Source organism: Pseudomonas glycinae (assembly GCF_001594225.2).
Lineage (GTDB): Bacteria > Pseudomonadota > Gammaproteobacteria > Pseudomonadales > Pseudomonadaceae > Aquipseudomonas > Aquipseudomonas glycinae.
The window spans coordinates 3,758,262-3,771,894 of the sequence record NZ_CP014205.2; the positions used below are offsets into that span (position 1 = coordinate 3,758,262).

10 protein-coding genes are annotated in these 13,633 nt (G+C 59.0%); all 10 read left to right on the forward strand.

The annotated features are described in order from the left end of the window. The first annotated feature begins 2 nt into the window (after positions 1–2). The 10 genes from sdhA to AWU82_RS17180 all read left to right on the forward strand — a co-directional run bounded on the left by sdhA (position 3) and on the right by AWU82_RS17180 (position 13,560). Complete coding sequence (sdhA, locus tag AWU82_RS17135; RefSeq protein ID WP_011333114.1) at positions 3–1,775, forward strand: succinate dehydrogenase flavoprotein subunit; 1,773 nt, start codon at positions 3–5, stop codon at positions 1,773–1,775. Between the two features lie 11 nt (positions 1,776–1,786). After that, positions 1,787–2,491: a succinate dehydrogenase iron-sulfur subunit gene (gene sdhB, locus AWU82_RS17140; protein WP_007959035.1), complete on the forward strand. Its 705-nt coding sequence runs from the start codon at positions 1,787–1,789 to the stop codon at positions 2,489–2,491. Between the two features lie 253 nt (positions 2,492–2,744). Beyond that, entirely contained in the window at positions 2,745–5,576 is a 2,832-nt protein-coding gene (locus AWU82_RS17145) for a 2-oxoglutarate dehydrogenase E1 component (protein WP_011333115.1), read from the forward strand. 42 nt (positions 5,577–5,618) lie between these two features. After that, on the forward strand, positions 5,619–6,842 hold the full coding sequence (gene odhB, locus AWU82_RS17150; protein WP_011333116.1) for a 2-oxoglutarate dehydrogenase complex dihydrolipoyllysine-residue succinyltransferase: 1,224 nt from the start codon (positions 5,619–5,621) through the stop codon (positions 6,840–6,842). Positions 6,843–6,939: 97 nt separating this feature from the next. Continuing rightward, positions 6,940–8,376 (forward strand): dihydrolipoyl dehydrogenase, encoded by a 1,437-nt coding sequence (gene lpdA, locus AWU82_RS17155; RefSeq protein ID WP_011333117.1) that lies wholly within the window; start codon positions 6,940–6,942, stop codon positions 8,374–8,376. Positions 8,377–8,577: 201 nt separating this feature from the next. Beyond that, positions 8,578–9,744: an ADP-forming succinate--CoA ligase subunit beta gene (gene sucC, locus AWU82_RS17160; RefSeq protein WP_007959029.1), complete on the forward strand. Its 1,167-nt coding sequence runs from the start codon at positions 8,578–8,580 to the stop codon at positions 9,742–9,744. Continuing rightward, entirely contained in the window at positions 9,744–10,628 is an 885-nt protein-coding gene (sucD, locus tag AWU82_RS17165; RefSeq protein WP_007959025.1) for a succinate--CoA ligase subunit alpha, read from the forward strand. Before sucC ends, sucD begins: the two co-directional genes overlap by 1 nt. Positions 10,629–10,956: 328 nt before the next feature. Continuing rightward, on the forward strand, positions 10,957–12,270 hold the full coding sequence (brnQ, locus tag AWU82_RS17170; RefSeq protein ID WP_064378657.1) for a branched-chain amino acid transport system II carrier protein: 1,314 nt from the start codon (positions 10,957–10,959) through the stop codon (positions 12,268–12,270). A 151-nt stretch (positions 12,271–12,421) separates the two neighbouring features. Further along, positions 12,422–13,159 carry a DUF599 domain-containing protein gene (locus tag AWU82_RS17175; RefSeq protein ID WP_011333121.1) on the forward strand — a complete coding sequence of 246 codons (738 nt, stop codon included), beginning with the start codon at positions 12,422–12,424 and terminating at the stop codon, positions 13,157–13,159. Beyond that, positions 13,159–13,560, forward strand: a complete 402-nt coding sequence (locus AWU82_RS17180) for an MAPEG family protein (RefSeq protein ID WP_064378658.1) — start codon at positions 13,159–13,161, stop codon at positions 13,558–13,560. The genes AWU82_RS17175 and AWU82_RS17180 overlap by 1 nt, the downstream gene beginning before the upstream one ends. Positions 13,561–13,633 lie beyond the last annotated feature (73 nt).

Sequence of the window (13,633 nt, forward strand, 5' to 3'; positions counted from 1 at the left end):
TCATGGCTAACATTCCAACGATTTCTTTCGACGCCATCATTATTGGTGGCGGCGGTGCCGGCATGCGCGCAGCGCTGCAACTGGCCCAGGGCGGTCACAAGACGGCCGTGATCACCAAGGTTTTCCCGACCCGTTCGCACACTGTGTCCGCACAGGGCGGGATCACCTGCGCCATCGCTTCGGCCGACCCGAACGATGACTGGCGCTGGCACATGTACGATACCGTCAAGGGTTCCGACTACATCGGTGACCAGGACGCTATCGAATACATGTGTCAGGAAGGCCCGGCTGCCGTTTTCGAGCTCGACCACATGGGTCTGCCGTTCTCGCGTACCGAGCAAGGCCGTATCTACCAGCGTCCGTTCGGCGGTCAGTCGAAGGATTACGGTAAAGGCGGGCAGGCTGCCCGTACCTGCGCCGCTTCCGACCGTACCGGTCACGCGCTGCTGCACACCCTTTATCAGGGCAACCTGAAAGCCGGTACCACGTTCCTGAACGAGTACTACGCTGTCGACCTGGTGAAAAACCAGGAAGGCGAATTCGTCGGTGTGATCGCGATCTGCATCGAAACCGGCGAAACCACCTACATCCGCGCCAAAGCCACCGTACTGGCTACCGGCGGTGCAGGTCGTATCTATGCCTCCACCACCAACGCCCTGATCAACACTGGTGACGGCGTCGGCATGGCTCTGCGTGCTGGCGTGCCGGTACAAGACATCGAAATGTGGCAGTTCCACCCGACCGGCATCGCCGGCGCCGGTGTACTGGTGACCGAAGGTTGCCGTGGTGAAGGTGGTTACCTGATCAACAAGCACGGCGAGCGTTTCATGGAGCGTTATGCTCCGAACGCCAAAGACCTTGCCGGTCGTGACGTGGTTGCCCGTTCGATGGTTAAAGAGATCATCGCCGGTAATGGTTGCGGTCCGAATGGCGACCACGTGATGCTCAAACTCGACCATCTGGGCGAGGAAGTGCTGCACAGCCGTCTGCCAGGTATCTGCGAGCTGTCGAAGACTTTCGCACACGTTGATCCGGTGGTTGCTCCGGTTCCGGTTGTTCCGACTTGCCACTACATGATGGGCGGCGTTGCCACCAACATTCATGGCCAGGCGATCACCCAGGACGCCGAAGGCGTGGATCAGATCATTCCTGGTCTGTTCGCGGTAGGTGAAGTGGCTTGCGTATCGGTTCACGGTGCCAACCGTCTGGGCGGCAACTCGCTGCTCGACCTGGTGGTATTCGGCCGCGCTGCCGGCCTGCACCTGGAGAAGGCGCTGACCGACGGCATCGAATACGACGACGCTACCGAAGCCGACATCGAAGCTGCCCTGGCACGTCTGAACGCCCTGAACAACCGTACCGACGGCGAAGACGTCGCTACCCTGCGTCGCGAGCTGCAAAGCTGCATGCAGAACTACTTCGGTGTATTCCGTACCGGCGAATACATGCAGAAGGGTATTGCCCAGCTGGCCGATCTGCGCAAGCGCATCGCCAACGTGAAGATCAACGACAAGTCGCAGGCGTTCAACACTGCCCGTATCGAAGCGCTGGAACTGCAAAACCTGCTGGAAGTGGCTGAAGCTACCGCCATCGCTGCCGAAGTACGTAAAGAGTCCCGCGGTGCTCACGCCCGTGAAGACTTCGAAGATCGTGACGACGAAAACTGGCTGTGCCACACCCTGTACTTCCCGGGTGAGAAACGCGTCGCCAAGCGTGCCGTGAACTTCTCGCCGAAGACTGTTCCGACTTTCGAACCTAAAGTCCGGACTTATTAAGGGTGACCGCCATGTTGCAAGTCAGTGTTTATCGTTACAACCCTGATCAGGACGCTGCGCCGTTCATGCAGGAATTCCAGGTTGATACCGGTGGTAAAGACCTGATGGTGCTGGACGTGCTGGCCCTGATCAAAGAGCAGGACGAAGGTTTCTCCTATCGTCGCTCCTGCCGTGAAGGCGTCTGCGGCTCCGACGGCATGAACATCAACGGCAAGAACGGCCTGGCGTGCATCACGCCGCTGTCCGCTGTCGTCAAAGGTAACAAGCTGATCGTTCGTCCGCTGCCAGGTTTGCCGGTTATCCGTGACCTGGTTGTCGATATGAGCATCTTCTACAAGCAATACGAGAAGGTTAAGCCATTCCTGCAGAACGACACGCCGGCTCCGGCCATCGAGCGTCTGCAGTCCCCTGAAGAGCGTGAAAAGCTCGACGGTCTGTACGAGTGCATCCTGTGCGCCTGCTGCTCGACCTCTTGCCCGTCCTTCTGGTGGAACCCGGACAAGTTCCTGGGTCCAGCTGCCCTGCTGCAAGCGTACCGCTTCCTGGCAGACAGCCGTGACACCAAGACATCCGAGCGTCTGGCGTCCCTCGATGACCCGTTCAGCGTCTTCCGCTGCCGGGGCATCATGAACTGCGTCAACGTATGTCCGAAAGGCCTGAACCCGACTAAGGCCATCGGTCACATCCGTAACATGCTGCTTTCGAGCGGCGTGTGATTCAGCTGCTGTAACCGCTGTACCCGTAGAGGGCTTAGGCGCGGGCTTCAACCCGCGCCATGGCTATAACCAGAGCAGCAGCCATAAGCTGCGGCTCTTATTTTGAAGAAATGAGACAAGCAGGGGCATCCGGGCTGGTACCCGGACTATCAGTGTGATCCTAAGTGGCTTGTTTTGGTCGCTGCATTCGGACTTCTGCAAGCTTGCTCGGTGTCGGCACCGATGGTGTTCCCCTAACCGAGGGTGACCAAGCATGCAAGAAAGCGTGATGCAGCGCATGTGGAACAGCGCCTACCTTTCAGGTGGAAACGCTGCCTATGTGGAAGAGCTCTACGAGCTCTACCTGCACGACCCTAACGCTGTGCCAGAAGAGTGGCGCACCTACTTTCAGAAGCTGCCTGCCGACGGCAGCTCTGCCACCGATGTTTCGCACTCCACAATTCGCGATCATTTCGTGCTGCTGGCAAAGAACCAGCGCCGCGCCCAACCGGTTTCCGCCGGCAGCGTGAGCAGTGAGCACGAGAAGAAGCAAGTTGAAGTGCTGCGATTGATCCAGGCCTACCGTATGCGTGGCCACCAGGCAGCCCAGCTTGACCCGCTGGGGCTGTGGCAGCGTCCTGCACCTGCAGACCTGTCGATCAATCACTACGGCTTGACCAATGCCGATCTTGATACGACCTTCCGTGCCGGCGACCTGTTCATCGGCAAAGAGGAAGCGAGCCTACGCGAAATTCACGAAGCGTTGCAGCAGACATATTGCCGCACCATCGGCGCTGAATTTACGCACATCACCGATTCCGAGCAGCGCCAGTGGTTCCAGCAGCGTCTGGAAAGCGTGCGTGGCCGTCCGGAATATTCCGCGGACATCAAGAGCCACCTGCTCGAGCGCGTGACGGCCGGTGAAGGCCTGGAAAAATACCTGGGCACCAAATACCCGGGCACCAAGCGTTTCGGTCTGGAAGGCGGCGAAAGCCTGATTCCGATGCTCGACGAACTGATCCAGCGTTCCGGTTCCTACGGCACCAAGGAAGTCGTCATTGGCATGGCCCACCGTGGCCGTCTGAACGTACTGGTCAACACCTTCGGCAAGAACCCGCGCGAGCTGTTCGACGAGTTCGAAGGCAAGAAGAAGGTCGAGCTGGGTTCCGGTGACGTTAAATACCACCAGGGCTTCTCGTCCAACGTAATGACCACCGGCGGTGAAGTTCACCTGGCCATGGCGTTCAACCCGTCCCACCTGGAAATCGTTTCCCCGGTGGTCGAGGGTTCGGTTCGCGCCCGTCAGGATCGTCGCAACGACCCTACCGGTGAGAAGGTTCTGCCGATCTCCATCCACGGTGATGCTGCATTCGCCGGTCAAGGCGTGGTCATGGAAACCTTCCAGATGTCGCAGACGCGCGGTTTCAAGACCGGCGGTACCGTGCACATCGTGATCAACAACCAGGTCGGTTTCACCATCAGCAACCCGCTGGACTCGCGCTCCACCGAGTACGCGACCGACGTTGCGAAAATGATCCAGGCGCCGATCCTCCATGTGAATGGTGATGATCCGGAAGCCGTGTTGTTCGTGACCCAGTTGGCCATCGACTACCGCATGCAGTTCAAGCGTGACGTGGTGATCGACCTGGTCTGCTACCGTCGTCGCGGCCACAACGAGGCCGACGAGCCAAGCGGCACCCAGCCTCTGATGTATCAGCAGATCACCAAGCAGCGCACCACCCGTGAGCTGTACGCTGATCGTCTGACCCAGGCCGGTGTACTGGACGCAGAGCGTGTTCAGGCGAAAGTCGACGAATACCGCAACGCGCTGGACAACGGTCTGCACGTCGTGAAATCGCTGGTCAAAGAGCCGAACAAAGAGCTGTTCGTGGACTGGCGTCCGTATCTGGGCCACGCCTGGACTGCGCGTCACGACACTCGCTTCGACCTCAAGACCCTGCAGGAACTGTCCGCCAAGCTGCTGGAAATTCCGGAAGGCTTCGTGGTTCAGCGTCAGGTCGCGAAGATCTACGAAGACCGTCAGAAAATGCAAGCCGGCGGCCTGCCGATCAACTGGGGTTACGCCGAAACCATGGCGTACGCGACCCTGGCGTTCGAAGGTCACCCGATCCGCATGACCGGTCAGGACATTGGCCGCGGCACGTTCTCGCACCGTCACGCTGTGCTGCACAACCAGAAAGATGCCGGTACCTACATTCCGCTCAAGCATCTGTATGAAGGTCAGCCACGCTTCGACCTGTACGACTCGTTCCTGTCGGAAGAAGCCGTACTGGCGTTCGAATACGGTTACTCGACCACTACGCCAAACGCGCTGGTGATCTGGGAAGCCCAGTTCGGCGACTTCGCCAACGGTGCACAGGTTGTTATCGACCAGTTCATCACCAGCGGCGAGCACAAGTGGGGCCGTCTCTGCGGTCTGACCATGCTGCTGCCACACGGTTACGAAGGTCAGGGCCCTGAGCACAGCTCGGCACGTCTTGAGCGTTACCTGCAGCTGTGCGCCGAGCACAACATTCAGGTGTGCATGCCGACCACCCCGGCCCAGATCTACCACTTGCTGCGCCGTCAGGTGATTCGCCCGCTGCGCAAGCCATTGGTCGTTCTGACTCCAAAGTCGCTGCTGCGCCACAAGCTGGCCATCTCGACCCTGGAAGATCTGGCCGAAGGTTCGTTCCAGACCGTTATCCCGGAAATCGATGCACTGGACCCGAAAAAGGTCGAGCGCGTTGTTCTGTGCAGCGGCAAGGTCTACTACGACCTGCTGGAAAAACGTCGTGCCGAAGGCCGCGAAGATATCGCCATCGTGCGTATCGAGCAGCTGTACCCGTTCCCTGAGGACGACTTGAAAGAAGTCCTGGCTCCTTACACCAATGCCAAAGCGGCCGTGTGGTGTCAGGAAGAGCCGATGAACCAGGGCGCCTGGTACTGCAGTCAGCACCACCTGCGTCGCAGCATCAGCAACCTCAACAAATCTCTCGTACTCGAGTACGCGGGCCGTGAGGCTTCTGCTGCCCCAGCATGTGGTTACGCATCGATGCACGCCGAGCAGCAGGAACAACTGCTGCAAGACGCGTTTACCGTTTAACGCCTTCGCGCACCTGAAACCGAATTTAAGGAACCACAGATAATGGCTATCGAGATCAAAGCCCCCACTTTCCCGGAATCGGTTGCCGATGGCACCGTTGCCACCTGGCACAAACAACCGGGCGACGCCGTCAAGCGTGACGAACTGATCGTCGACATCGAAACCGACAAAGTCGTACTGGAAGTGCTGGCTACCGCCGACGGCGTACTGGGCGCAATCGTCAAGGGCGAGGGCGAAACCGTCCTGTCCGACGAAGTCCTGGGCTCCATCGTTGAAGGCGGCGCTGCATCCGCTGCTCCGGCTGCCGCTGCTGCTCCGGCCGCTGCCGCCGCTGCACCTGCTGCCGCTGATGGCGAAGACGACCCGATCGCTGCTCCTGCCGCGCGCAAGCTGGCTGAAGAGAACGGCATCAACATCGCTTCCGTTGCCGGCACCGGCAAAGGCGGTCGCGTGACCAAGGAAGACGTGGTTGCAGCCGTTGCTGCCAAGAAAGCCGCTCCGGCTGCCGCGCCTGCCAAGGCTGCTGCTCCGGCCGCCGCCGCTCCTGTGTTCGCCGCTGGCGACCGCATCGAGAAGCGCGTTCCGATGACCCGCGTTCGTGCCACCGTTGCCAAGCGTCTGGTTGAAGCTCAATCGAACATGGCGATGCTGACCACTTTCAACGAAGTCGACATGACCGAAGTCATGGCCCTGCGTTCGAAGTACAAGGACCTGTTCGAGAAGTCCCACAACGGCGTACGTCTGGGCTTCATGTCGTTCTTCGTGAAGGCTGCCACCGAAGCGCTGAAACGCTTCCCGGCGGTCAACGCTTCGATCGATGGCAACGACATCGTTTACCACGGTTATGCCGACATCGGCGTCGCAGTTTCCAGCGATCGTGGCCTGGTAGTTCCGGTTCTGCGTAACGCCGAGCACATGAGCCTGGCTGAGATCGAAGGCGGCATCGCCACCTTCGGCAAGAAAGCCCGTGACGGCAAACTGTCGATGGACGAAATGACCGGCGGTACTTTCACCATCACCAACGGTGGTACCTTCGGTTCGATGATGTCGACCCCGATCGTCAACCCGCCGCAGGCAGCGATTCTGGGCATGCACAACATCATCCAGCGTCCGATGGCCATCAACGGTCAGGTCGTGATCCGTCCGATGATGTACCTGGCGCTGTCCTACGATCACCGTCTGATCGATGGCAAAGAAGCTGTAACCTTCCTGGTGACCATCAAGAACCTGCTGGAAGATCCGGCTCGTCTGTTGCTGGATATCTGATAGAAGCAGCTGCAAGCTTCGAGCAACAAGCCGCAAGAAAGGGCGGCTTGGCTTGAAGCTTGTGGCTTGAAGCTTTTCGCTAAAGAGGATTTTTTGAATGTCGCAGAAATTTGACGTAGTAGTGATCGGTGCGGGCCCTGGCGGCTACGTGGCAGCCATCAAGGCCGCTCAACTCGGCCTGAGCACTGCCTGCATCGAGAAGTACACCGATGCTGAAGGCAAGCAAGCCCTGGGCGGCACCTGCCTGAACGTAGGCTGCATTCCTTCCAAGGCGCTGCTGGACAGCTCCTGGAAATACAAGGAAGCGAAAGAAAGCTTCAACGTCCACGGTATCTCGACCGGCGAAGTCAAAATGGACGTCGCTGCGATGGTTGGCCGCAAGGCTGGTATCGTCAAGAACCTGACTGGCGGTGTTGCCACCCTGTTCAAGGCCAACGGCGTTACTTCGATCCAGGGCCACGGCAAACTGCTGGCCGGCAAGAAAGTCGAAGTCACCAAGCCGGACGGCTCGGTTGAAGTCATCGAAGCCGAAAACGTCATCCTGGCTCCAGGTTCGCGTCCGATCGACATTCCACCGGCTCCGGTCGATCAGAAAGTCATCGTCGATTCGACTGGCGCTCTGGAATTCCAATCCGTACCTAAACGTCTGGGCGTGATCGGCGCTGGCGTGATCGGTCTGGAACTGGGTTCGGTCTGGTCGCGTCTGGGTGCAGAAGTGACTGTTCTGGAAGCCCTGGACACCTTCCTGATGGCAGCGGACACCGCGGTTTCCAAGGAAGCGCTGAAAACCCTGACCAAGCAGGGTCTGGACATCAAACTGGGCGCTCGCGTAACCGGCTCGAAAGTGAACGGCGACGAAGTCGTTGTGAACTACACCGACGCCAACGGCGAACAGACCATCACTTTCGACAAGCTGATCGTAGCCGTTGGTCGCCGTCCGGTGACCACTGATCTGCTGGCTGCCGACAGCGGCGTGACCCTGGACGAGCGCGGTTTCGTGCACGTTGACGATCACTGCGCCACCACTGTACCGGGCGTTTACGCCATCGGCGACGTGGTTCGCGGCATGATGCTGGCTCACAAGGCTTCGGAAGAGGGCATCATGGTTGTCGAGCGCATCAAGGGCCACAAGGCCCAGATGAACTATGACCTGATCCCTTCGGTTATTTATACTCACCCGGAAATCGCATGGGTCGGTAAAACCGAGCAGGCCTTGAAAGCTGAAGGCGTTGAAGTTAACGTCGGCACCTTCCCGTTCGCAGCATCCGGCCGTGCCATGGCCGCCAACGATACCGGTGGTTTCGTCAAGGTCATCGCCGATGCCAAGACTGACCGCGTATTGGGCGTGCACGTGATTGGCCCGAGCGCTGCAGAACTGGTTCAGCAGGGCGCGATCGGTATGGAATTCGGCACCAGCGCTGAAGACCTGGGCATGATGGTTTTCTCCCATCCGACCCTGTCTGAAGCCTTGCACGAAGCCGCTTTGGCAGTGAATGGCGGCGCCATCCACATTGCCAACCGCAAGAAGCGTTAAGACACACAATAAGAAACCACGGCGGTACGGCCCGTCGTGAGCCTTGCGTGCAAGACTCACCGCGGAATGTCCGCTGGACGCAGCCTTGCGTAGCTGCACCGGGTATCCGGAAAAGCTACGCAAGCAGCAGTCACAGGTGGCGCGGCACTCATAAAGAGCGCAGCGCCGAATGCGCAGTACCTAACGAAGACGGTAAAAAGCATGAATCTTCACGAGTATCAGGGTAAGCAGCTGTTCGCTGAATACGGCCTGCCAGTTTCCACTGGTTTCGCAGTAGACACCCCGGAAGCAGCAGCAGAAGCTTGCGACAAAATCGGCGGCAACGAGTGGGTTGTCAAAGCCCAGGTTCACGCCGGTGGTCGCGGTAAAGCGGGCGGCGTCAAGCTGGTTCGCAGCAAAGAAGACGCCAAAGCCTTCGCACAGCAGTGGCTGGGCAAGCGTCTGGTGACTTACCAGACTGACGCCAACGGCCAGCCAGTCACCAAGATCCTGGTTGAATCGTGCACTGATATCGCTAAAGAGCTGTACCTGGGCGCTGTCGTTGACCGTTCGAGCCGTCGCATCGTGTTCATGGCTTCCACCGAAGGTGGCGTGGACATCGAGAAAATCGCTCACGACACTCCAGAAAAAATTCTGAAAGCCACTATCGATCCACTGGTTGGCGCTCAGCCATTCCAGGGTCGCGAGCTGGCATTCCAGCTGGGTCTGGAAGGCAAGCAGGTTGCTCAGTTCGCCAAGATCTTCGTAGGTCTGGCCAAGCTGTTCAAGGATCACGACCTGGCTCTGCTGGAAGTGAACCCGCTGGTGATCAAGGCTGACGGCGATCTGCACTGCCTGGACGCCAAGATCAACATCGACGCCAACGCAATGTACCGTCAGCCAAAGCTGAAGACTTTCCACGATCCGTCGCAGGACGATCCGCGCGAAGCGCACGCTGCCAAGTTCGAACTGAACTACGTAGCGCTGGAAGGCAACATCGGCTGCATGGTGAACGGTGCCGGCCTGGCCATGGGTACCATGGACATCGTCAACCTGCACGGCGGCAAGCCAGCCAACTTCCTCGACGTAGGTGGTGGTGCTACCAAAGAACGCGTAACCGAAGCTTTCAAAATCATTCTGTCCGACAGCAATGTCGCTGCAGTACTGGTTAACATCTTCGGCGGCATCGTTCGTTGCGACATGATTGCCGAAGGCATCATCGGTGCAGTGAAAGAAGTCGGCGTGAAAATCCCGGTTGTTGTTCGTCTTGAAGGCAACAACGCTGAACTGGGCGCTAAAGTACTGGCAGAAAGCGGTTTGAACATCATCGCTGCTACCAGCCTGACCGACGCTGCTCAACAAGTCGTTAAAGCTGCGGAGGGCAAGTAATGAGCGTCCTGATCAATAAAGACACCAAAGTAATCTGCCAGGGCTTCACCGGTGCGCAGGGTACTTTCCACTCCGAACAAGCCATTGCCTACGGCACCAAAATGGTTGGCGGCGTGACGCCAGGCAAAGGTGGCACCACTCACCTGAACCTGCCAGTGTTCAACACCGTGAAAGAAGCTGTAGAAGCCACTGGCGCCACCGCCAGCGTCATCTACGTTCCGGCTCCTTTCTGCAAGGACTCGATCCTGGAAGCAGCTTTCGGCGGCATCAAGCTGATCGTCTGCATCACCGAAGGCATTCCTACCCTGGACATGCTGGACGCCAAAGTTAAGTGCGACGAGCTGGGTGTTACCCTGATCGGCCCTAACTGCCCAGGCGTGATCACCCCAGGCGAATGCAAGATCGGCATCATGCCAGGTCACATTCACTTGCCAGGCAAGGTCGGTATCGTTTCCCGTTCCGGCACCCTGACCTACGAAGCTGTGAAGCAGACCACTGACGCCGGTTTCGGTCAGTCGACTTGCGTCGGCATCGGTGGTGACCCGATCCCGGGTTCGAACTTCATCGACATCCTGAAGCTGTTCCAGGAAGACCCGAAGACCGAAGCGATCGTCATGATCGGCGAGATCGGCGGTTCGGCTGAAGAAGAAGCGGCTGCCTACATCAAGGCACACGTGACCAAGCCGGTTGTTTCCTACATCGCTGGTGTGACTGCTCCTCCGGGCAAGCGCATGGGCCATGCTGGCGCAATCATCTCCGGCGGCAAAGGCACTGCAGACGAGAAATTCGCTGCTCTGCAAGACGCAGGCGTGAAAACCGTGCGTTCGCTGGCAGACATCGGCAAGGCCCTGGCCGAGCTGACTGGCTGGGAAGTGAAGAAGTAAGCTTCGGCTGACTTCTCTGCTCCAGCAACAGAGGCCACCTTCGGGTGGCCTTTGTCGTTTCTGGGGTTCGGGTGGACGATGGCAATTTATAAGCACTCACCCAATAACATGCAAAAACGCGACACGGAAACGTCGCGTATCGGATAGTTCGCCCTCGAACAGTGCGTTTGTCAGGCAAATTCGTTAGGCTAGCCGCCATTTTGCGTCTGCCGCCCACAAGGCATGCAACGCGCTAAACGGGTCAGTCTTATACGGATTGACAGCATTTCCCTAACCCCACAGGGAAATCCCCCTCTAAATTCCGATTCAGTAGTGTGGTATTTCCTTAATGAAAGTTTTGAAAGGTCAGGACATCCTGGCACTTGGCTTTATGACATTCGCCCTGTTCGTCGGGGCCGGCAACATCATCTTCCCGCCTATCGTCGGTTTGCAGTCCGGGCCTAACGTCTGGATCGCGGCGCTGGGCTTTTTGATCACGGCAGTCGGTCTGCCGGTGGTCACGGTAGTTGCACTGGCCAAGGTTGGTGGCGCAATGGACGCCCTGAGCAGCCCGATCGGCAAGATCGCTGGCGGCGTACTGGCAGCGGCTTGCTACCTGGCAGTCGGCCCGTTGTTCGCAACGCCGCGTACCGCGACCGTTTCCTTTGAAGTGGGCTTGGCGCCGTTGACCGGCGAGAGCCCGCTGGCACTGTTCCTCTACAGCTCGGTGTACTTCCTGCTGGTGTTCTTCATTTCGCTCTACCCTGGGCGTCTGCTGGACACCGTCGGTCGCTTCCTCGCGCCACTGAAGATCATCGCCCTGGCCGTGCTCGGCATCGCCGCGTTCGCGCTGCCGGCCGGTGACATCGGCGTAGCCACCCCGGAATACGTCGCGGCGCCGTTCTCGCAAGGCTTCATCAATGGTTACCTGACCATGGATACTCTCGGCGCGCTGGTGTTCGGCATCGTCATCGTCAACGCGATCCGCTCCCGTGGCGTCGAGTCGCCGGCGCTGATCACCCGTTACGCGATCATCGCCGGGCTGATTGCCGGTGTCGGTCTGGCGCTGGTGTATGTCAGCCTGTTCCGTCTGGGTTCCGGCAGCCATGAAGTGGCGGCGGGCGCGACCAACGGCGCCGCGGTGCTGCACGCCTACGTGCAACACACCTTCGGTTCGCTGGGCAGTGGCTTCCTTGCCGTGCTGATTTCCCTGGCGTGCCTGGTGACCGCTGTTGGCCTGACCTGCGCCTGTGCCGAATACTTCAGCCGCGTATTGCCGCTGTCCTACAAGACCCTGGTAATCATCCTGGCGGCGTTCTCGCTGCTGGTGTCCAACCTGGGCCTGACCAAGCTGATCGCGTTCTCGATCCCGGTGCTGACTGCGATCTACCCACCGTGCATCGTGCTGGTGGCCCTGAGCTTCTGCGCCGGGTTCTGGCATGAGCAGAGCCGCATCATGGGCCCGGTAATGCTGGTGTCGTTCGTGTTCGGCACCATCGATGCGTTGAAAGGTGCTGGCCTGGCTGACTGGATGCCATCGCAACTGGCCCACCTGCCGCTGAGCGAGCAAGGTCTGGCGTGGCTGGTGCCGTGCGTGATGACCCTGGTGGTTGCCGTGGTTTGCGACCGCCTGCTGGGCAAGCGCGCCGAAGCACTCGCTTAAGATTGCCGGGTCGCCACAAGCGGCTGCCGAGCGATTAAACAGAAATGCCCCGTATCAATCGATACGGGGCATTTTTTATGGGCTTCAGGCAGTGTCTTTTTCCCTCGACTAACGTCGAAGGGGAGCCGAAATCTTCATCACAGGGAATTGCATGTCGTTCATCCAAGCCAACCTGATCCATCTGCTGGCCGCGCTCTGGTTTGTCATCTGCTGGGGCGGTTACACCCGTTATGCCACCTGGAAGGGCCGTGACACGGCGTGTCTGGCCAGCGTGCTGCACCTGTACCGCGAAGACTGGATGCGCCGCATGCTGCTGCGTGACAACCGTATCGCCGACGCCAGCGTGATCGGCAACCTCGAACGCAACGCCTCGTTCTTCGCCTCCAGCACACTGATTATCCTGGCGGGCATCCTGACCGTGCTCGGTGCTTCCGAGCGCGCGGTGTCGCTGCTGGCAGACATTCCGATGGTGCAACAGGCCTCGCAGGGGATGTCGGAGATCAAGTTGCTGTGCCTGGCGCTGGTGTTCGTCTACGCCTTCTTCACCTTCAGCTGGTGCATGCGCCAATACAACTTCGCCGCCATTCTGGTCGGCTCGGCCCCGATGATCGGTGAGCGGCAGGTCTCGGAGCAGGAGCGCAAGGCGTTCGCCTCGCGGGCGGCGCGGGTGATTTCGATGGCGGCCAACCAGTTCAACTTCGGTCTGCGCTCCTATTACTTCGGGATGAGCATGCTGGCGTGGTTCGTCAGCCCGTGGCTGTTCATGTTGATGAGCGCAGGCGTGGTGCTGGTGTTGTATCGCCGGGAGTTTCACTCCGACGTGCTCGATGTAATGGTCTATACCCCTACAGAGGCGCCATTGCCCGAAGCGAACAAAGAGGCTGCTTGATGAGTATTCCGTTCTGGTGTGTGTTTATCAGTGCATTGTTGATCTACGTGGCGCGGATGCCGGTTGGCAAGGCCATGAAAGAGCAGGGCGGTTACAACAACCACTTGCCGCGTCAGCAGCAGGCGCAACTCACCGGTTATGGGGCTCGGGCGCTGGCGGCACATCAGAACAGCATCGAAGCCTTCGCCCTGTTTGCCGTTGGTGTGCTGATGGCACACACCACGCAGACGGCGGGATGGCTGATCGATACACTGGCGATCATCTTTGTGATTTCACGGATTTTCTATCTGTGGTTCTACCTGGCGGATATTCCCAAGCTGCGCAGTCTGGTCTGGCTGGTCGGCTTAGTGTGTTCATTGTTGCTGATGATTAGTCCGACTTTTAGAACCGTCTTGCTCTAAGCCGGCATGGGCAAAAAATCACAGGCAAAAGAAAACCCGCACTTGGCGGGTTTTCTTTTCGGCCAGCGAGAAG

Coding starts and splice junctions, on each gene's coding strand:
- sdhA (WP_011333114.1), top strand. CDS start 3: ATGGCTAACATTCCAACGATTTCTTTCGACGCCATCATTATTGGTGGC.
- sdhB (WP_007959035.1), top strand. CDS start 1,787: ATGTTGCAAGTCAGTGTTTATCGTTACAACCCTGATCAGGACGCTGCG.
- AWU82_RS17145 (WP_011333115.1), top strand. CDS start 2,745: ATGCAAGAAAGCGTGATGCAGCGCATGTGGAACAGCGCCTACCTTTCA.
- odhB (WP_011333116.1), top strand. CDS start 5,619: ATGGCTATCGAGATCAAAGCCCCCACTTTCCCGGAATCGGTTGCCGAT.
- lpdA (WP_011333117.1), top strand. CDS start 6,940: ATGTCGCAGAAATTTGACGTAGTAGTGATCGGTGCGGGCCCTGGCGGC.
- sucC (WP_007959029.1), top strand. CDS start 8,578: ATGAATCTTCACGAGTATCAGGGTAAGCAGCTGTTCGCTGAATACGGC.
- sucD (WP_007959025.1), top strand. CDS start 9,744: ATGAGCGTCCTGATCAATAAAGACACCAAAGTAATCTGCCAGGGCTTC.
- brnQ (WP_064378657.1), top strand. CDS start 10,957: ATGAAAGTTTTGAAAGGTCAGGACATCCTGGCACTTGGCTTTATGACA.
- AWU82_RS17175 (WP_011333121.1), top strand. CDS start 12,422: ATGTCGTTCATCCAAGCCAACCTGATCCATCTGCTGGCCGCGCTCTGG.
- AWU82_RS17180 (WP_064378658.1), top strand. CDS start 13,159: ATGAGTATTCCGTTCTGGTGTGTGTTTATCAGTGCATTGTTGATCTAC.